Genomic DNA, 18,602 nt, shown 5'->3' with positions numbered 1-18,602 from the left:
GCCCCGCTCAGTGATCTGTGCAGACCAGCGCGAAGCCTGCCAGCACCAGCACCGCACCGCCGAGTTGCGCAAGGCTGATGCCGCTTTGCGACCATCCCGCATAGCCAAGCACCAGCAGCGTTTCGGTCACCACGATGCCCAGATAGACCAGCGGCAGGCTGGCGTGGCGCAGCAACGTGATCTCGGCCAGCACCGCACCGGCCAGCCCCAGCGCGATGATCGCGATGCCAAAGGCGGGGCGCGTCTCGAACGACAGTGTCATTCCGATGGTTGCCAGCGCATAGCCGCCAGCGGTCACCAGCATCAGGATCGCGGCGGGCAGCAGGGCAATCGTGACAGTCATACCTGGACCTTTCTGAAATCGGGTACGTCAGGGCAATGGGAGGAAGTGCGGCGCAGGACGGCGCACCGCACTTCCCAGGACGGGGCGGAAAAATGACCCCTGCGCCGGTGGGAAAAATCAGGGAATGCACCGGCGTCGCACCAATAGGATGCGCCTTTCGCAGGGCGGCAGACAGTCAGGTAATCCTTACTTTTTGTGCACGCATTGCGCGACTTGATCTGGATCAATGCTGCGACATCGTGCGCAGGGCATATGCATTGAAACCCGGCGCGCTACCTTATAGTCGTTCCAAATACCGTTCTAATGGGGCATTATGGCCGGATGTATCAGCGCCCCGTCGACCAGGAGTTTCCTTACGTGGATCACACCAAGGACTATGCAGCACAACTGGATGCCGCACTGAACAAATTGCACGAAGAAGGCCGCTATCGCACCTTCATCGACATCGAACGCCGCAAGGGCCAGTTTCCGCATGCCGTGCGCACACGCCCCGACGGGTCTGAACAGGACATCACCGTATGGTGTGGCAACGACTACCTTGGCATGGGCCAGCACCCTGTCGTGGTCCAGGCGATGCACGAGGCAATCGACGCCACCGGCGCAGGGTCGGGCGGCACGCGCAACATCTCCGGCACAACGGTGTATCACAAGCGGCTCGAGGCCGAACTGGCCGATCTGCACGGCAAGGAGCAGGCGCTGATCTTCACCTCGGCCTATATCGCCAACGACGCCACGCTGAGCACGCTGCCCAAGCTGTTTCCGGGGCTGATCATCTATTCCGACGCGCTGAACCACGCCAGCATGATCGAGGGCGTGCGCCGCAATGGCGGGGCCAAGCGGATCTTCCGGCACAATGACGTCGCGCACCTGCGTGAGTTGCTTGAGGCGGATGATCCTGCGGCACCCAAGCTGATCGCATTCGAATCTATCTATTCGATGGACGGCGATTTTGGCCCCATCGAAGCGATCTGCGACCTGGCCGATGAATTTGGCGCGCTGACCTATATCGACGAGGTCCACGCCGTCGGCATGTACGGCGCGCGCGGGGCAGGCGTGGCCGAACGCGACGGCCTGATGGACCGTCTGGACATCATCAACGGCACCCTGGCCAAGGCCTATGGCGTGATGGGCGGCTATATCGCGGCCAGCGCGCGCATGTGCGATGCAATCCGCTCCTATGCGCCGGGCTTCATCTTCACCACCTCGCTGCCGCCTGCCGTGGCTGCGGGGGCCGCGGCGTCGGTCGCACATCTGAAAACCGCGCCCGAATTGCGCGAGGCACATCAGTTGCAGGCGCGCATCCTCAAGATGCGGCTCAAGGGGATGGGTCTGCCGATCATCGACCACGGCAGTCATATCGTGCCGGTGATGGTGGGCAATCCGGTGCACACCAAGCTGCTCAGCGACATGCTGCTGGAAGACCACGGCATCTATGTGCAGCCGATCAACTACCCCACCGTGCCGCGCGGCACCGAGCGTCTGCGCTTTACCCCGTCGCCTGTGCATGGGCCACGCGAACTTGACGCATTGGTGCGGGCGATGGACGGGCTTTGGTCACATTGTGCGCTGAATCGCGCCGAATTGTCCGCCTGAGCCCAGGAGTAGGTGAATTTCAGTTTCCCATGTGTTAAGCAGTGTTTAACAACAAACCAGCGTCGAATCGGGCATGACGCACGGGTTCCAAGAAACGGACAACACGGGGCATGGGTATGATCGGGCGGAAGTCTCCCAAGATCATTGAACAGAACGCGGAGCCGAAAGGCTTTGACGATTTTGAATTGCGTCTCGGCGATGTGATGCGCGGTGAACGTGCTACGCTCGGAAAATCACTCCTCGACGTCCAGCGCGAACTGCGGATCAAGGCCAGCTATATCGCGGCCATCGAAAACACCGATCCCGGTGCGTTCGACACGCCGGGTTTCATCGCGGGCTACGTGCGGTCCTATGCACGCTATCTGGACATGGACCCCGACCGCGCCTTTGCCGCATTCTGCACCGAAAGCGGATTTTCCGTGGCGCACGGCATGTCCGCCGAAGCATCGGTGATAAAAAAGCCCACCCGCGAGGACCGTCTGGCCCGCGACCGTGGCAACAAGGATATCTTTTCCGCACCCAGCACCCCCTTTGCGCCCACGGGCGAGGGGTTTCTAAGCCGGATCGAGCCGGGGGCCATCGGGTCATCTCTGGTTCTGATCGCGCTGATCAGTGCCATCGGGTTCGGCGGCTATTCCGTTCTGCAAGAAGTGCAGCGGGTGCAGGTGTCGCCTGTTGACCAGACGCCCGTGGTGCTTTCGGACCTCGATCCGCTGCAAGGCGCGTCGGTTCAACAGCCCAGCCTGGACGAGGCGTCTGAAACATCGCCTTCCGCGCTGGACACGCCGCGCGTCGATGCGCTGGACCGGCTGTACCGCCCCCAGGCGCTGGACGTTCCGGTTCTGGTCGCCCGCGATGCGCCCATCGCCACGATCGACCCGCGTTCGGTCGGAAACTTCGCCCAGCTTCCCGGCCTCGAAGCGCCGGTTGTCGCGGGCATCGAGCCGGTGAAAACCGAAGCCCCCGCCGTGCCGCAAGTGGTCGAGACGCAGGCACCTGTCTTGCAAATGGTCGCCGTGCGCCCGTCCTGGGTGCGCGTGCGCGGGGCCGATGGCACCGTGATCTACGAGACCGTGATGCAGCCCGGCGACACCTGGACCGCCCCCGCCACCGAAGAGCCGCCCGTGCTGCGCACCGGCGAAAGCGGTGCGATCTATTTTGCGATGAACGGCAAGTTCTACGGCCCCGTCGGTGCCAATGGTGCCGTGACATCGAACCTGCCGCTGGAAATCGCGGGACTGCAAGAGACCTATCTGCCGGTCGATGTGTCCACGGATTCGGGCCTTGTGCGCTATGCCGAGGCGACTGCGGCGGCACTGTCCCCCGTCGTTACCGACTGAACCCTCCTCTCGGGTAAATGATCACCGACATGGCGCGCACCCCGCGCCTGACGGTTGCGCCGCGCGCGCGCAGCGCTTAGGTCTGTTCAGGAACCCGCTAGCCGAAAGAGGCGCTTTCATGTCGCTCAATCACATCCGTCCGTGGCGCAACATCTATCGCCGCGAAAGCCGTCAGATCATGGTGGGCCGCGTGCCCGTCGGCGGCGGTGCACCGATCACCGTGCAGACGATGACCAACACGCTGACCACCGATGTTTCGGGTACGCTGGCGCAGATCACCGCCTCTGCCGAGGCCGGGGCCGATATCGTGCGCGTCTCCGTGCCCGACGAGGACAGCGCCCGCGCGATGAAAGAGATCTGTGCCAACTCGCCGGTGCCGATCGTGGCCGACATCCATTTTCACTACAAACGCGGCATCGAGGCCGCCGAGGCGGGGGCTGCCTGCCTGCGGATCAATCCGGGCAACATCGGCTCCGAGGCGCGGGTCAAGGAGGTCATCCGGGCCGCGCGCGACAACAACTGTTCGATCCGCATCGGCGTGAACGCGGGCAGTTTGGAAAAGCATCTGCTCGACAAATACGGCGAGCCGACCCCCGACGCGATGGTCGAATCCGGGCTCGATCACATCAAGATCCTGCAGGACAACGACTTTCACGAGTTCAAGATCAGCTGCAAGGCGTCCGACGTGTTCATGGCCGCCGCCGCCTATCAAAAGCTGGCCGAGGCTACCGATGCGCCCATTCACCTTGGCATCACCGAGGCCGGGGGGCTGACGTCGGGCACGATCAAGTCGGCCATCGGGCTGGGCAACCTGTTGTGGATGGGCATCGGCGACACGATCCGCGTCAGCCTCTCCGCCGATCCGGTGGAAGAGGTCAAGGTCGGCTATGAAATACTGAAGTCCCTGGGCCTGCGCCACCGGGGCGTGAACATCATCAGCTGCCCCAGCTGCGCGCGCCAAGGCTTCGACGTGATCAAGACCGTCGAGATCCTCGAGGACCGGCTGGCCCATATCAAGACACCCATGAGCCTCAGCATCATCGGCTGCGTGGTCAACGGCCCCGGCGAGGCGCTGATGACCGACGTGGGCTTTACGGGGGGCGGCAACGGGGCCGGCATGGTCTATCTTGCGGGCAAGCAAAGCCACAAGCAGTCGAATGCCGACATGATCGAGCACATCGTCGAACAGGTTGAGAAAAAGGCCGAGGAACTGGCCGCTGCCGAGGCAGCAGAAGCGGCAGAAGCGGCGGAATAGCCGCTTCTCATGTCTCAGTCAGGGCAGACGTCGCTGCCGCAGATATAGCGGTTGAGGATTGCCTCCGATTCAGGCAGGCCGAGGCCGGAAGAGGACGGCTTTGCCGGTTCACTGGTGAAATACGACCGCATCACGTTGCGCGCATAGGGATCGCAGGCAGCATCGTTCAGGCAGGACTGTAGTTCTTTGGTGCCCGCGACATGACCATATCTGTCTTCGAGCGCCGCATGGCTCTTGCGGGCGCGGGCGTATTTCGACTGGACCCGCTCGAAATAGCGATAGGCCAGAAACCCGGCCCAGGCGTGGTCGTCGCCGCCGTTCTTGTAAAGCTCTTCAAAGACGCTGGCGCGGGCCAGGCGCACGCGGTCGGGATCGACCCCCTCCTCGACGGCGAAGGCCAGAAACGGCCCGACCATCGGGTTCATCTCGACCTCCAGCCCCTCCTGAAAGGCCGCTTCGGTCGAGTAGACCAGCGCGATTGCATAGCCGCCATCGACAGCCTGGCCGATCATCCGCGCCCCGGTTTCGGGGTCTCTTGGGATGCCATTGCTGCCGCGCATCAGGTTGATGCCGTGATTTGACTGCGAGATCGGATAGCCCCGCGTCGCGTTGCGCGCGTACATCCGGGCGCCGACCTCATCCCGGTCCTGGCCTGCGCCTACCATCCCGTATGTGGGGCACCGATTGTTGCTGACGACCCATGCGATGCTGTGCGCTGCTGCCAGATCGCCTGCAGCGGCCTTTTTTTCAAGGGCGCGCAGTCCGGCAACGTCGCCATCGCAGGCCTTCTCAGACAGCACGATGGCCGCCTGACGTTTGGATTCCAGCGGTTCGGGCAGCGGATCCGCCCCAACCGATAGTGCACAACAGATCAGCGCACTGACCGAGATCGAAACGAGATGCCGCATAAAAATACCCTCAACACGAAAATGGCGTTGAGGGTAGCAATCCTTGCTTGAGCGATCAAGTGTGCGGTCAGCCGCGTTTTTCGTCGACCATCATCATCAGCTGATCATAGGGCAGGTAGCCGCGCAGCATCTCGTCGTGCATCACGAAGGTGGGTGTGCCGGTGATCTGCAATTCTTGGGCCAATGCGCGGGTCTGCGCGATGCGGTTGGTCACCTCGTCGCTGTCCATGCCCGCCACGATCGCGTCGGCATCCAGCCCCAGCGTGCTTGCCACGCGGGCCATCACAGGCACGCTCAATTCGCCGTTCGAGGTCATCAGCGCGTCGTTCACCGCCTCGTATGCATCAGCGCCTTCGACGATCAGCGTCGATATGGCAAAGCGCGAGGCCAGCAGGGACTGTTCGCCCAAGATCGGGAATTCCTTGACGATCAGGCGGATATTTCCGTCGGTTTCCAGCAGCTTGGCCACTTCGGTGTGGGCGCGTTTGCAATAGCCGCACTTGTAATCCAGAAACTCGACCAGCGTGATGTCGCCATCCGGGTTGCCGCCGACAAAGGAAAACCCGTCGTCAAAGATGGCGTCGGCATTGTCCGACACCATGTTCAGATCGGCCTCGACCTGTGCCATGGCCTGCTGCTGTTCCAGCAGGTTGACCGCATCGATGATGACTTGCGGGTTTTCCAGCAGGTAGGCGCGCACTTCCTCGCCGAAATCGGCGCGCTCGGCGTCGGTCATGGCCGACATGTCGAAGGCGGCGGCGGGCAGGGCCAGCGCGACAGTGGCCGCAGCAGCGGCGAAAAGGCGGGGTAGGGGCATGGATTATCTCCGTTCTTTGCGTTTTTCGGCGCGTTCACTGGCAATCAACACATCCTGTGCGCGTTGCCAAGGGCCTGATCCGGTGTCCAGCAGATCGCTGGCGCGTTTGGCGTGAATTCCTGCGTCTTCCATCCGGCCCGACAGCGCATAGCGTTCGGCGGTGACCAGCGCGGCCATGCCGGTGTGTCCCGACTTGGCATAGGCCACGGACAGATCGCGCAGCATCACGCCATCGCGAAAATCAATGGCGCGGGCCTGTTCCAGCGCCGTGCGGGCCTGGGCCACATTGCCCGTGGCCAGCAGCGCGCGGCCATATCCGGCCAGCACCAGTGCATCACGCGGAGCCAGGTTCACGGCACGGCCATAGGCCGCGACTGCCGCCTGAAACTGGCGGGCGTCCATCAGGATATCGCCCTTGGCGGTGTGGAAATAGGGATCGCTCGGGCGCACCGCTATGGCGCTGTCGATGGCGCGCACGGCCTGCTGCGTGCGCGATTGGCGCGATTCCGCGATGGCTTCGCGCAGGTGCTGCACGTCCTTGTAGCCGCCTTCGTCCAAGCGTTTCAGTGTCCATTTCGGCGCGCGGGTGTGGGCGCTGATCTTGCCCTTGACGCGGGCGAACCAGTAATCGGCGGTGGGGTTTGCGACCATATCGCCGCCATAGGCCGTCACATAGCCTTCCATCGCGCGCAGCCGGTCGCGGGTCAGCGGGTGCGAGCGGACATAGGGGTCCTGCCGACGCTCGGCCAGAACCTCTTGCCCGCGAAACAGCTGCATCACCTCGAGAAACCCGCGCGGGTCGGCACCGGCGGCGCGCATGAAGCGCACGCCCGACTGATCGGCAGAGGCTTCTTCGGCGCGGGTGTGTTTCAGAAACGAACGCTGTGCCGCCGACGTGGTGCCTATAGCCAGACCTGTTGCCGCCTCGCCGCCGCCTGCCGCCGCCGCAACGGCAGCCAGCGCCAGGCCAAGCCCCGCAAGCGTTTGCGCGTTGCCATAGTTGACCATCCGGCGGGTGATATGCCCGTTCGCGATATGTGCGGCTTCATGCGCCAGTACCGCTTGCAGCATGCCCGCCGAGGTCGCGCGGTTGATCAGCCCGTGATTGACAAAGATCGCATCGTTGCCGACCACGAAGGCGTTCAGCCCGCCGTCGTTCACCACCAGGATCTTGACCCGCGCGGGGCTGAGACCCGCCGCCTGCAGGATGGGCGAGACCAGCTGCGTCAGCCCGTATTCCACGTCCGCATCGCGCAACAGCTCGATGGCACGCGCGGGCTGCGCCAGCACCACGGCCAGCCACATCGCCAGCATCAGGACAATTGCCCCCATTGACGGCAAGGGCAAAGCCCTATGAAAAGCGCGCAAAGACCACATTCGCGCAGCATAGGAGACAAGTGATGAAAACCTCAAGACGCAGCGCCGTTGATCCCTTTATCGTGATGGACGTGATGGAGGCCGCCCGCGCCGCCGAGGACGCAGGCCGCCACATCATCCATATGGAGGTGGGCCAGCCCGGCACCGGTGCGCCGCGTGGGGCCACGGATGCGCTGGCGCGTGCGATGAACGAGGGGCCGCTGGGCTATACCGTGGCGCTGGGGCTGCCCGCGCTGCGCGCCCGCATCGCGCGGATGTATGGCGAGTGGTACAATGTCGATCTGGACCCTGCGCGCGTGGTGATCACATCCGGCTCGTCGGGGGGCTTCATCCTCGGGTTTACCGCGCTGTTTGATACGGGCGACCGCGTGGCCATCGGCGCGCCGGGCTATCCCAGCTACCGCCAGATCCTGCGCGCGCTGGACCTGCAGGCGGTTGACCTGCCGACCGCAGCTGCAAACCGCTATCAGCCGGTGCCTGCGGACTTTGCCGAGATGGACATCGCGGGGCTTATGGTGGCCTCGCCCGCGAACCCGACTGGCACCATGCTGGACCATGCCGCGATGGGCGCGCTGATCGACGCGACCCACGCCAAGGGGGCCTCGTTCATCAGTGACGAGATTTATCACGGCATCGAATACGAGGCCAAGGCGGTCACGGCGCTTGAGCTGACCGACGAGGCCTATGTGATCAACTCGTTCTCGAAATACTTTTCGATGACGGGCTGGCGCGTGGGCTGGATGGTGGTGCCTCAGGATCATGTGCGCGTGGTCGAGCGGCTGGCGCAGAACATGTTCATTTGCGCCCCCCATGCGGCGCAGGTCGCAGCGCTTGCCGCGATGGATTGCGAGGATGAGCTTCAGGCCAACATGGACGTCTACCGCGCCAACCGCGCGCTGATGCTGGAGGGGCTGCCCAAGGCCGGGTTTACCAACATCGCGCCGCCCGATGGTGCGTTCTATGTCTATGCGGATGTGTCCGACCTGACCGACGACAGCCGCGCTTTTGCCGCCGAGATCTTGGAGCGGGCGGGGGTTGCGGTGACGCCGGGGCTGGACTTTGACCCCCTGCGCGGGCGGCACACGTTGCGGTTTTCCTATGCGCGCGCCACGGCGGATATCGCCGAAGGGTTAGAGCGGCTAAAGGCATTTATGAATGCACGCTGACTGCAAACCTGTGGTAAACTCTGGTGCCTGCGGGAAGGCTGCGATAGTTTTCCCGCAAAGTGACGATAAAAAGAGCAGGGCAGGCGGAATGCGATACGTGATCATGGTGATTTTTGCGTTGTTCTTGGTCGGCGCGCCGCGCGTTCAAGCCGATGCGCTGACCGCGCTGGCCCGCGTTGATCCCGACGACAGCCTTATCTCCGAAGGCTGGTTTGGCAACACCAAGCTGACAATCGGGCTTAGCCAGGGCGTGCCGTTCCGGGTGTTCCATCTTGATGATCCGATGCGGCTGGTGATCGACTTTCGCGAGGCCGACTGGGCCGCCGTCACCGCCGAGGATCTGCTGCCCGAGCCGGGCAAGGTCACGGGCGTGCGCTTTGGCCCCTTTGGCCCCGGCTGGTCGCGGCTGGTGCTGGATCTGGCGGAACCCATGCTTCCCACCGACATCGGGATGCCCGTCGATGACAGCACCGGCACGGCACGGCTGACCGTGGCGCTGAAATCCACTGACGCCGCGACGTTCCGCGCAGGTGTCGGAGCGCCCAAGGATGCGTCCTGGGCCACGCAGGCGGCGCAAACGCCACCGACGCCCAAGTCGGACGATACATTTGTCGTGGTTATCGACCCCGGCCACGGAGGGGTCGATCCCGGTGCGGTGCGCGACGGGATCACCGAAAAGGACATCATGCTGAAGGTCTCGCAGGCGCTGGCCGAGGCACTGCGCCGCAGCGGTCAGGTCGAGGTTGTGCTGACCCGCACCGATGACCGGTTCGTGTCCTTGCCGGGCCGGGTGGACATGGCCCATGCGGTCGATGCCGATCTGTTCATTTCGCTGCATGCCGATATCCTGAGCGAGGGCGGGGCCAGCGGGGCAACAATCTATACGCTGGCGAAAGAGGCAAGCGATGAGGCCGCCGAGCAGCTTGCCGCCCAGCACAACCGCGCAGACATCCTGGCCGGTGCCGATCTGAGCGGGGCCGACGACCAGGTGGCGGGCGTGCTGCTGGACCTGGCCCGTCAGGAAACCGCCCCCCGGTCGCATCAGGCCGCCGCCGCGCTGATCGACGCGATGCGTGCCGGAGGCGGGCCGATGAACGCGCGCCCCGCGCGGCAGGCGGGCTTTTCGGTGCTGACCAGCGCCGATGTGCCCTCGGTGCTGATCGAGGTCGGCTTTCTCAGCTCGAAACGTGACTTGGCGAACCTGCGCGATCCAGTCTGGCGCGCGGGCATCGCGGCGGCAATGGCCGAGGGCATTCTGGCCTGGCGCGCGTCCGATCTGGCGCAGCGTCCGCTGGTGCGCAAATAGACGCTCCAAGGGCCTGTCACGAAGGGCTGCGCCGTAAGCGTGATTATGCCATTGTCACACCCAGACGTGTTTTGACCCGCCGGACGCGCTGGCCTATAAAGCTGTCCTGAGCAGATTTCATAAAGGACGCTCCCTTGTTCCGATTCATCCTGTCGTTCTTCGGCGGTATCTTTACGACCCTGACCATGGGTATCCTGGCCATCGCGGTGAGCGTCGGCGCGATTTTCTATATCTATGGCCGCGATCTGCCCAGCCATGAAAGCCTTGCGCAATATACGCCCCCGACAATCAGCCGGATTTACAGCGGCCAGGGCCAGATCATCGACGAATTTGCCCGTGAGCGGCGGCTCTTTGCCCCTGCGGACACCATTCCCGATCTGGTCAAACAGGCTTTCATCAGCGCCGAGGACAAGAATTTCTATACCCACGACGGCTATGATCTGCGCGGCATCGCGGCGGCGGCCATCGACGCGGTGCGCTCGCGCGGGCGCGACGTGCGCGGTGCCTCGACGATCACCCAGCAGGTTATGAAGAACTTCCTGCTGTCCGGCGACCGTCAGGCCGAGCGCAAGATCAAGGAGATCATCCTTGCCAGCCGCATCGAAGAGACGCTGTCCAAGGAGAAGATCCTTGAGCTGTACCTGAACGAGATTTTCCTCGGGCAGAACAGCTATGGCGTGGCGGCGGCCAGCCAGACCTATTTCAACAAGACCCTGGGTGAATTGGCCCCGCATGAAGCGGCGTTTCTGGCCTCCCTGCCCAAGGCCCCGTCGGATTATCACCCGGTGCGCCGCAAGGACCGTCTGCTGGCGCGGCGCGACTATGTGCTGAACGAGATGCACGAGAACGGCTATCTGACCACGGCCGTCTACGAGCAGGAGCGCGCGCAGCCGCTGCGGTCGGTTCAGAACGGCGATTTCGACAGCTTCAAGCAGGAACTGCCGCCGCGCGACTACTTTACTGACGAAATCCGCCGCCAGTTGTCCGAGAACTTTGGCGAGGGCGAGTTTTTCACCGGCGGTCTGACCGTGCGCGCGACGATTGATCAGGAACTGCAACCTGTCGCTGCCGACGCGCTGCGCACCGAGTTGGAAAACTACGACCGCAGCCGCTCGACCTGGCGCGGCACCGGCAAGACGATCGAGCCCGAAGTTGCCACCGGCGACGCATGGGAAGAGGCGCTGAACGGCGTGACCGTGGCACGCGACATCGACCTGAACGGCCAGTGGTATCCCGCTGTCGTGCGCGAGGTCGGCGACCAGCGCATCGTGCTTGGAATCGAGGGGAAGGGCATCGGCGAAGTGCCGCGCGATGACATCAAGTGGATCAAGGGCGACTTTGCCGCCAACTTCGACGTGGGCGACGTTGTGCATGTGCGCCAACGTGACGGCGCGTGGTCACTTCGGCAGGTGCCCGCCGTGCAGGGCGGCTTCGTTGCGATGGACGTCAACACCGGCCGCGTGATCGCGATGCAGGGCGGGTTCAGCTATCAGAATTCGGTCTTCAACCGGGCAACACAGGCGAAACGCCAGCCGGGTTCGTCGTTCAAACCCTTCGTCTATGCCGCAGCGCTGGACAGTGGCTATACGCCCGCGACGATCATCGTCGACGCCCCCATCGAGATCAACACACCCCAAGGTTTGTGGCGGCCCAAGAACGCGTCGAACCAGTTCTACGGGCCGACGCCAATGCGCACCGGGATCGAACGCTCGCGGAACCTGATGACCATCCGTCTGGCCCAAGAGGTCGGGATGGAAACCGTGGCCGATTACGCCGAGCGTTTCGGCGTCTATGACCGTGGCCAGATGGGGACCTTCCTTGCTAACTCGCTGGGATCGCAGGAAACCACGCTCTATCAGATGGTTGCGGCCTATGCGATGTTCGCCAACGGCGGCGAGCGGGTGAAGCCTACGCTGGTTGACCGGGTGCAGGACCGCTATGGCAAGACCGTCTATCGCCATGACGAGCGGATCTGCAACGACTGTCAGCTTGCCAGCCTCGACCCCGGCTATGGCCCGCGCATCGCCTCGAACCGCGAGCGGGTGATGGACCCGATCACCGCCTATCAGCTGACGTCGATGATGCGCGGCGTGGTTGATCGCGGGACCGCCAGCGGGTCTGTCAACCTGCCGGTGCCTACCGCGGGCAAGACCGGCACCACCAACGACAACAAGGACGTGTGGTTTGTGGGCTTTACCAGCAACATCGTCGCGGGCTGCTATATCGGCTTCGATACGCCTCGCAACATGGGCAGCGGTGCGTCGGGCGGCGGCATGTGCGGCCCCGTCTTCCAGCGCTTCATGCTTGAGGCGACGCAGAAATACGGCGGCGGCGAATTCACCGTGCCCCCCGGTGGCCGTTTCATCAAGATCGACCGCTTCACCGGTGCACGTCTCAGCGACGATGCGTCGGGCGACACCGTGGTCGCCGAATATTTCCGCGATGGCGAAGAGCCGCTCTTTGGTTTGATGTTCGACGGTGGCTTTGCGATGGGTGCCGATCTGCCGCTGGTCGAAGAGGTAGGGCGCGCCACGGGCCGCTCCGTCACCACCTCGACGGGCAAGAAGGCGGTCGTGGGGCCCAAGGCCAACTTCGGCACGCTCAGTTCCGGCGGGCTCTACTAGCCACCGCAAAAACCGGCACCGGACAGGTATGCTTCGTCACCCGACGGCTTGCCGCCTGTCCGGCGCTGGTTTACACCCCGCTTTCAACACCATCCCGAAGGACACGAGCCATGCGCGCCGAGGCCCAAAACACCGTTGCCGAGATCGAAAAGTCGCTGGAGCTGCTGGGGCAGCGTCTGGGCGTGGAAACCGCGCAGTACCGGCTGGAAGAATTCAATGCCCGCGTTGAGGACCCGAACCTGTGGAACGATCCCGAAGCCGCGCAAAAGCTGATGCGCGAGCGACAGGCGCTGGTCGATGCCATCGGCACCTATGAGGGCATCAAGCAGGACCTGGCCGACAACATCGAGCTGATCGAACTGGGCGAGATGGAAGAGGACGAAGAGGTCATCCGCGACGCCGAGGTCGCGCTGAAGGAGCTGGCGGTCAAATCTGCGCAGAAGGAGCTTGAGGCGCTACTGGACGGCGAGGCCGACAGCAATGACACCTTCCTTGAGATCAACTCGGGCGCTGGCGGCACCGAAAGCTGCGATTGGGCGTCGATGTTGGCGCGGATGTATGTCCGCTGGGCGGAAAAAAAGGGCTACAAGGTCGAGCTGAACGCCGAAAGTGCGGGTGAAGAGGCGGGGATTAAGTCCGCGACTTACAAGATCACCGGGCACAACGCTTATGGCTGGCTGAAATCCGAAAGCGGCGTGCACCGTCTGGTGCGCATCTCGCCCTTCGATTCCGCGGCCAAGCGGCACACGTCTTTTACCTCCGTGAAAGTCTATCCGGTGGTCGACGACAACATCGAGATCGAAGTGAACCAGTCCGACATCCGCATCGACACCTACCGCTCGTCCGGGGCCGGCGGTCAGCACGTGAACACCACCGATTCCGCCGTGCGCATCACCCACCACCCAACCGGCATCGTCGTGACGTCGTCGGAAAAGTCGCAACACCAGAACCGCGACATCGCCATGAAGGCCTTGAAATCGCGACTTTACCAGATGGAGTTGGACAAGCGGTCGGCGCTGGTCAACGAAGTTCACGAAAGCGCGGGCGATGCGGGCTGGGGCAACCAGATCCGGTCCTACGTTCTGCAGCCCTACCAGATGGTCAAGGACCTGCGCACCAACTACGAGACCTCGGATACCAAGGGCGTGCTTGACGGTGACTTGGACGGGCTGATGGGCGCCACGCTGGCCCTGAACGTCAGCGGCAAAAGTCGGTTCGAGGCGCAGGGCGAGTGATTTGGCCCGCACGGGCTGCGTATTCCGCTTGAACCTGTTCCGGGCTGCGGCAAAGCTGCGGCCATGACAGATGATATTCTTTTCCAGGGTGCCCTGGCGCAATCGCGTGCTCTTGAACACAAAGAGCTGAGTGCAACCGAACTGATGCAGGCGACGCTTGCGCGCATCGACGCGGCGAACGGCGCGGTGAATGCCATCGTCTCGTTGCGCGATGCCGACGCGCTGATGGCGGACGCACGTGCCGCCGACGCAGAGCCGCGCAAGGGCTGGCTGCACGGCATGCCCATCGCGATCAAGGATCTGGCAAATGCCGCGGGGCTGCCGACGTCAATGGGATCGCCGCTGTTCGCGGGGCAGGTGGCCGCGCGCGACGACGTGATGGTCGCGCGTCTGCGCGCCGCCGGTGCGATTGTGATCGGCAAGACCAACACGCCCGAGTTCGGGCTGGGGTCGCATACGATCAACCCGGTGCACGGGCCGACCCACAACCCCTATGCGCAGGGACGCTCGGCCGGCGGATCGTCCGGCGGGGCGGCGGCGGCGCTGGCCTGCGGGATGCTGTCGGTGGCCGATGGATCAGACATGATGGGGTCGCTGCGCAATCCGGCGGGCTGGAACAATGTCTACGGGATGCGGCCCACATGGGGTCTGGTCCCGTCCGAGCCCGAGGGCGACAATTTCCTGCACCAGCTGTCCACCAACGGCCCGATGGCGCGCAATCCCGCCGATCTGGCGGCGCTGCTGGACACGATGGCGGGACCGGACCCGCGCCAGCCGCATGGGCTGGTGCAGGCGCCGTCGCTGCCGCAGATCGACGGCGGCATGGACGGTGTGCGCATCGGGTGGCTGGGCGACTGGGGCCGCGCGCTGCCGATGGAGCAGGGTATTCTGGAGATTTCGCAGGCCGCGTTGCAGCAGATGGAGAGCCTCGGCGCAAACGTCTCAGATCTGCCGCCGCTCTTCGACGCCGACGCGATGTGGGAGTCCTGGATCACGCTGCGGTCGTGGCAAGTGGGCGCGGGGCTGGCACCGATCTATGCCGATGCGGACACCCAGAAACACCTGAAAGACACCGCCCGTTGGGAGATCGCGCGCGGTCTGGCTCTGTCGGCGACGCAGGTTCATGCGGCCAGCGTGGTGCGCAGCAACTGGTTCAAGGCCGCAGCAGAAGCCTTTGAAACCTATGATGTTCTGGCGCTGCCTTCGGCGCAGTTTTGGCCCTTCGACATCACGTGGGAATACCCGCGCGAAATCGCTGGGGTGCAGATGGATACCTATCACCGCTGGATGCAGGTGGTGGTTCCTGCGTCACTGTTGGGCCTGCCGGTGGTCAACGTGCCGGTGGGCTTTGGCGGGCCGGATGATACGCCTGCGGGGCTGCAACTGATCGGCAAACGCGGGTCTGACGCGGCGCTGTTGCGTGTGGCGCAGGCCTGGCACGAGGCGACCGACTGGCCAAACGCGCGACGTCCCTGAACGGCGATCAGGACGGCTCGCGCCCCTCGGCAGCCAGGCGCGCGCGCAGCATGGCGACCTGCGGGGCGTTCTGCTCCAGCGCAAAGACATAGGCCTGTGTGAGAAAGAAACAGGCGGCATCCAGATCCTCTGCCCCATCGGCGGCTTGTGCATAGAGCGTGACCAGCGCCCGATGATCGCCCGCCGCATGTGCTGCCAGAAGCTGCGCATTTAGATCGCTCATTCCGCCGCCATCGGCCCCGCGTTCGCGCCATCACGGTGCGCCTGCACCCGTCCCGCAACCCAGGCATGAAACAGATGCGTCGGCCCGTCCATCGCGGGTGAGAACCGACCGCCATCGAAGTTCGGCGCATGACGGCCACGCTGCATCCCCTCGACGACAAAGATGTCTTCCTCGAACACCAGCTTCCACTGCGCGGTGTTGCGCGCACGCAAGGCGGGATCTGTGTCGGATTGGGCATAGTAGATATGCACGTTTTCCACAGTCTTTTCCGTGCTTTCCGGCACCAGGATGATCGCGAACACATGGTCGCGGTGCACGCCCAGCAGCACGTTGGGATAGGCGGTCACATATTCCGCAGCGGTGTCCCACTTGGCACTCAGTCCGTCGAAATCGGGGAACGTCTGGCCATCCTCACCCGTCATCTGGCGATAGACCAGCGTGCCCTGACCCGAGTACAAATCAGGCGCTTCGATGTGATAGTGATCCTCAAGCCGCGAATAGCTGTTCAGACCGGGGTGGACCCAAGGCAGGTGGTAGCTTTCGCAGTAGTTCTCGACCGCCAGCTTCCAGTTGCAGTTCACTGTCAGCTGAAAACGGCTGTCTGCCCCTCCGTGGTGCAGCGGTTTGTCGAATTCGGCCCAGCGGGCCATCAGGTCGGCGTTGTGCACCTCGAACGGGGCGGCATTGCCCGACAGGTTGATCCAGACCACGCCCATCCACAGATGGCTGCGCACTTCGATCAGACCCAGCAGTGCGCGGTCGATGCCCGCATGGGTGTTGCGACCCGGACCGCCCACATGGGGCGTGCTGACCAGACGGCCCTCGGTGCTGTAACACCAGCTGTGATAGGGGCAGCGGATGGCGCCTTCGATCTTGCGGGGGGTGTCGACCAGGATCATGCCCCGGTGTCGGCAGATGTTCTGAAACACCCGCACGCGGGCGGCGCGGTCGCGCACGATCAGCAGGGGCATCCCTAGAAACGTCAGCGGCACCGCATCGCCGATCTCGGGCACATCTGCATCCACCGCCAGCCCCGACCAGCCCAACGCCAGCACGGCGGTGCGTTCCTCGTCGAAGACGGCTGGGTCGACGTAATGGGCATTGGGCAGGCCATTCGCCTGATCCAGTGGGCGGCGCACCGCATCCAGGTTGGTGTGGGACATCGGGTAGCCTCCCTTGCTTTGATGTCCAAAGCCTTACGCCAGAAGGCCCGTGCCCGGACCCACACCAGCGACAGGAATGCCCTGCACGCGACATGCGTGTTCGGTGCTGTGCTCAGCGGAAGGGGTCGTCAGGGCACAGAAGCTTGCGGTGAAACGGGGTCAGATCCGCCAGATCGCAAAAGCCGGCCCTGCGCGCGATTTTCAGCACGTGGCGCCAGCCCTCGGGGATATGCTCATAGACCATACGCTCGACCCGGTTGCTGTTGACGCCCTCGCGGATCGAACGTGCGACGTATCCGATCCAGAAATTGTTGCGAAACGATATCTCGCGCGTCAGGTGGTTGAACGTATTGGTCGCGGCCCCTCGGCGCGAAACCAGTGCGGCAACCCCGTCGTCGTGGCACAGGACGATTCCGCGAAACTCGCGCGCCGCACTGTCGTTCGACAGCCCCTGCATCTTCATCACCTCGCGCGGCTCGAACCCGCGCAGGAAGGTCGAGCCGTTCTTGCGCGACACATGCACCAGCCCGACGACAAAACGGTTCGGGTCCAGAAAGCTGCGCCGCGAAAAGCGGTAGAAGCCTGACGGAAACAGGCTTTCGGGTACGGTGACCGCCGCATCGCCCAGAAAATCCTCGATAAAGGGGTCTTGCAGAGACAGACAGTCCGTGCCGATCTCGTTCACGGGTTCCAGCAATATGCGCGCATCGACGTCGAAAAAGCTGCAGATGCGGGCCAGAACATCCGGCCGGGGAAAGCTCTCTCCGGCCAGATACCGGTTGAACTGCGTGCGGTTGACGCCCAGTTGGCGCGACAGTTCTGAAATCGACGGATAGCTTTGCGCCAGCAATCGCAGGTTCGCGCCGAACATATCGCGCAACTCCGCGGGGGAGCGATCATTGTAGTTCATGGTTGGTCCCCCCACATGGCATTGCTCAATACGGTCGGGTATGCGCGCCAGTTTACAGCTTTCGGCAGGCTGTGACGCGCGTGGGCGTCAGCACTGACATGCACGTATCATAGTAGGATAGGTTTGCTGATACAAATTGCAATATCAGCGCGCCGCACAACCTAAGCGAATGCAAGGCCGCGCCGGGGCGTCTGTTTTTGGGGAATGCTGCCGTCGCGTGGCGCCATGCGCATCACGCTGCACCAAGGTTGCCGGGCAGGGGGCCCTGGGGCCGCCCCGCCCGGCGCACGTCTTTACGTGTCGCCGCGCGACAGGGCCGCGACACCGGTGCGGGCCACGTCGATCAGACCCAGCGGGCGCATCAGATCGGCGAAGGCGTCGATCTTCTCCGGCGCGCCGGTGATCTCGAAGACAAAGCTGGTCAGCGTGCTGTCGACCACATTGGCGCGGAAGATATCCGCCAGCCGCAGTGCCTCCAGCCGCTTGTCACCGCCGCCCGAGACCTTGAACATCGCCAGTTCCCGCTCCACCGAGGGCCCCTCGACCGTCAGGTCGTTGACGGTGTGTACGGGCACGATCCGGCCCAGCTGTGCCTTGATCTGTTCGATTACCTGCGGCGTGCCGGTGGTGACGATGGTGATGCGCGACAAATGCCCGGTGTGGTCCACCTCGGCCACGGTCAGGCTGTCGATGTTATAGCCGCGCCCCGAGAACAACCCGATGACACGCGCCAGAACCCCCGGTTCGTTTTCGACCAGAACAGCCAGGGTGTGCCGTTCTTCCACATCGGAAAAGTTGGGGCGCAGGTTATAGGCCGAATGGCTGGTCGCACCTTTTTTGATTTTCAGAGCTGACATGTCCCGTAT

General features: G+C 63.7%; 16 protein-coding genes. 8 read left to right on the top strand and 8 right to left on the bottom strand.

From position 1 onward, the window contains the following. Nucleotides 1–7: 7 nt before the first annotated feature. On the bottom strand, nt 8–343 hold the full coding sequence (locus NTA49_RS03420; protein ID WP_258293258.1) for a hypothetical protein: 336 nt from the start codon (nt 341–343) through the stop codon (nt 8–10). Nucleotides 344–664: 321 nt separating this feature from the next. Here NTA49_RS03420 and hemA point away from each other — a divergent pair, with 321 nt between their 5' ends. The 3 genes from hemA (at nt 665) to ispG (ending at nt 4,531) form a co-directional block, all read left to right on the top strand. Continuing rightward, complete coding sequence (gene hemA / locus NTA49_RS03415) at nt 665–1,936, top strand: 5-aminolevulinate synthase (protein WP_258293257.1); 1,272 nt, start codon at nt 665–667, stop codon at nt 1,934–1,936. A 116-nt stretch (nt 1,937–2,052) separates the two neighbouring features. Then, nucleotides 2,053–3,276: a helix-turn-helix domain-containing protein gene (locus NTA49_RS03410; protein WP_258293256.1), complete on the top strand. Its 1,224-nt coding sequence runs from the start codon at nt 2,053–2,055 to the stop codon at nt 3,274–3,276. Between the two features lie 118 nt (nt 3,277–3,394). Then, entirely contained in the window at nt 3,395–4,531 is a 1,137-nt protein-coding gene (gene ispG, locus NTA49_RS03405; protein WP_258293255.1) for a flavodoxin-dependent (E)-4-hydroxy-3-methylbut-2-enyl-diphosphate synthase, read from the top strand. A gap of 14 nt (nt 4,532–4,545) precedes the next feature. On the opposite strand, the gene NTA49_RS03400 is transcribed toward ispG, so the two are convergent. The 3 genes from NTA49_RS03400 to NTA49_RS03390 all read right to left on the bottom strand — a co-directional run bounded on the left by NTA49_RS03400 (nt 4,546) and on the right by NTA49_RS03390 (nt 7,588). Then, the gene (locus NTA49_RS03400) at nt 4,546–5,439 is read right to left on the bottom strand and encodes a hypothetical protein (RefSeq protein WP_258293254.1); all 894 of its coding nucleotides are present in this window, start codon (nt 5,437–5,439) and stop codon (nt 4,546–4,548) included. Nucleotides 5,440–5,506: 67 nt separating this feature from the next. Next, nucleotides 5,507–6,256: a DsbA family protein gene (locus tag NTA49_RS03395; protein WP_258293253.1), complete on the bottom strand. Its 750-nt coding sequence runs from the start codon at nt 6,254–6,256 to the stop codon at nt 5,507–5,509. A 3-nt stretch (nt 6,257–6,259) separates the two neighbouring features. Next, nucleotides 6,260–7,588 carry a M48 family metalloprotease gene (locus NTA49_RS03390; protein WP_258293252.1) on the bottom strand — a complete coding sequence of 443 codons (1,329 nt, stop codon included), beginning with the start codon at nt 7,586–7,588 and terminating at the stop codon, nt 6,260–6,262. A gap of 68 nt (nt 7,589–7,656) precedes the next feature. On the opposite strand from NTA49_RS03390, the gene NTA49_RS03385 reads away from it, so the two are divergent. The 5 genes from NTA49_RS03385 to NTA49_RS03365 all read left to right on the top strand — a co-directional run bounded on the left by NTA49_RS03385 (nt 7,657) and on the right by NTA49_RS03365 (nt 15,440). Next, a complete protein-coding gene (locus NTA49_RS03385) occupies nt 7,657–8,799 on the top strand; it encodes a pyridoxal phosphate-dependent aminotransferase (RefSeq protein ID WP_258293251.1) in 1,143 nt (380 codons plus the stop codon). A gap of 88 nt (nt 8,800–8,887) precedes the next feature. Next, nucleotides 8,888–10,105, top strand: a complete 1,218-nt coding sequence (locus NTA49_RS03380) for an N-acetylmuramoyl-L-alanine amidase (protein ID WP_258293250.1) — start codon at nt 8,888–8,890, stop codon at nt 10,103–10,105. A gap of 134 nt (nt 10,106–10,239) precedes the next feature. After that, nucleotides 10,240–12,729, top strand: coding sequence for a penicillin-binding protein 1A (locus NTA49_RS03375; protein WP_258293249.1), 2,490 nt, complete (start codon nt 10,240–10,242; stop codon nt 12,727–12,729). Between the two features lie 110 nt (nt 12,730–12,839). Continuing rightward, complete coding sequence (gene prfB, locus NTA49_RS03370) at nt 12,840–13,964, top strand: peptide chain release factor 2 (protein ID WP_258293248.1); 1,125 nt, start codon at nt 12,840–12,842, stop codon at nt 13,962–13,964. Nucleotides 13,965–14,027: 63 nt separating this feature from the next. After that, nucleotides 14,028–15,440: an amidase gene (locus NTA49_RS03365; RefSeq protein WP_258293247.1), complete on the top strand. Its 1,413-nt coding sequence runs from the start codon at nt 14,028–14,030 to the stop codon at nt 15,438–15,440. Nucleotides 15,441–15,447: 7 nt separating this feature from the next. Here the strand turns inward: NTA49_RS03365 and NTA49_RS03360 are convergent, their stop codons facing one another. From NTA49_RS03360 to ilvN, 4 genes are all read right to left on the bottom strand, one after another. Beyond that, complete coding sequence (locus NTA49_RS03360; protein WP_258293246.1) at nt 15,448–15,663, bottom strand: hypothetical protein; 216 nt, start codon at nt 15,661–15,663, stop codon at nt 15,448–15,450. Then, nucleotides 15,660–16,826 carry an aromatic ring-hydroxylating oxygenase subunit alpha gene (locus tag NTA49_RS03355; RefSeq protein ID WP_258293245.1) on the bottom strand — a complete coding sequence of 389 codons (1,167 nt, stop codon included), beginning with the start codon at nt 16,824–16,826 and terminating at the stop codon, nt 15,660–15,662. The genes NTA49_RS03360 and NTA49_RS03355 overlap by 4 nt, the downstream gene beginning before the upstream one ends. Nucleotides 16,827–16,938: 112 nt before the next feature. Beyond that, nucleotides 16,939–17,736: a helix-turn-helix domain-containing protein gene (locus NTA49_RS03350; protein WP_258293244.1), complete on the bottom strand. Its 798-nt coding sequence runs from the start codon at nt 17,734–17,736 to the stop codon at nt 16,939–16,941. 293 nt (nt 17,737–18,029) lie between these two features. Next, entirely contained in the window at nt 18,030–18,593 is a 564-nt protein-coding gene (gene ilvN / locus NTA49_RS03345) for an acetolactate synthase small subunit (RefSeq protein WP_258293243.1), read from the bottom strand. Between the last annotated feature and the right edge of the window lie 9 nt (nt 18,594–18,602).

The sequence above is a fragment of the Pseudosulfitobacter koreensis genome, assembly GCF_024733015.1.
GTDB classification, from domain to species: Bacteria; Pseudomonadota; Alphaproteobacteria; order Rhodobacterales; family Rhodobacteraceae; genus Pseudosulfitobacter; species Pseudosulfitobacter koreensis.
This window is presented reverse-complemented; position numbering and strand designations above follow the sequence as displayed.

What these genes read in the sequence shown, in the direction of transcription:
- prfB (WP_258293248.1), top strand. Translation starts at nt 12,840, where the DNA reads ATGCGCGCCGAGGCCCAAAACACCGTTGCCGAGATCGAAAAGTCGCTG.
- NTA49_RS03395 (WP_258293253.1), bottom strand. Translation starts at nt 6,256, where the DNA reads ATGCCCCTACCCCGCCTTTTCGCCGCTGCTGCGGCCACTGTCGCGCTG.
- NTA49_RS03355 (WP_258293245.1), bottom strand. Translation starts at nt 16,826, where the DNA reads ATGTCCCACACCAACCTGGATGCGGTGCGCCGCCCACTGGATCAGGCG.
- NTA49_RS03420 (WP_258293258.1), bottom strand. Translation starts at nt 343, where the DNA reads ATGACTGTCACGATTGCCCTGCTGCCCGCCGCGATCCTGATGCTGGTG.
- NTA49_RS03385 (WP_258293251.1), top strand. Translation starts at nt 7,657, where the DNA reads ATGAAAACCTCAAGACGCAGCGCCGTTGATCCCTTTATCGTGATGGAC.
- NTA49_RS03410 (WP_258293256.1), top strand. Translation starts at nt 2,053, where the DNA reads ATGATCGGGCGGAAGTCTCCCAAGATCATTGAACAGAACGCGGAGCCG.
- NTA49_RS03350 (WP_258293244.1), bottom strand. Translation starts at nt 17,736, where the DNA reads ATGAACTACAATGATCGCTCCCCCGCGGAGTTGCGCGATATGTTCGGC.
- NTA49_RS03390 (WP_258293252.1), bottom strand. Translation starts at nt 7,588, where the DNA reads ATGGGGGCAATTGTCCTGATGCTGGCGATGTGGCTGGCCGTGGTGCTG.
- NTA49_RS03400 (WP_258293254.1), bottom strand. Translation starts at nt 5,439, where the DNA reads ATGCGGCATCTCGTTTCGATCTCGGTCAGTGCGCTGATCTGTTGTGCA.
- NTA49_RS03365 (WP_258293247.1), top strand. Translation starts at nt 14,028, where the DNA reads ATGACAGATGATATTCTTTTCCAGGGTGCCCTGGCGCAATCGCGTGCT.
- NTA49_RS03360 (WP_258293246.1), bottom strand. Translation starts at nt 15,663, where the DNA reads ATGAGCGATCTAAATGCGCAGCTTCTGGCAGCACATGCGGCGGGCGAT.
- NTA49_RS03380 (WP_258293250.1), top strand. Translation starts at nt 8,888, where the DNA reads ATGCGATACGTGATCATGGTGATTTTTGCGTTGTTCTTGGTCGGCGCG.
- ispG (WP_258293255.1), top strand. Translation starts at nt 3,395, where the DNA reads ATGTCGCTCAATCACATCCGTCCGTGGCGCAACATCTATCGCCGCGAA.
- ilvN (WP_258293243.1), bottom strand. Translation starts at nt 18,593, where the DNA reads ATGTCAGCTCTGAAAATCAAAAAAGGTGCGACCAGCCATTCGGCCTAT.
- hemA (WP_258293257.1), top strand. Translation starts at nt 665, where the DNA reads ATGTATCAGCGCCCCGTCGACCAGGAGTTTCCTTACGTGGATCACACC.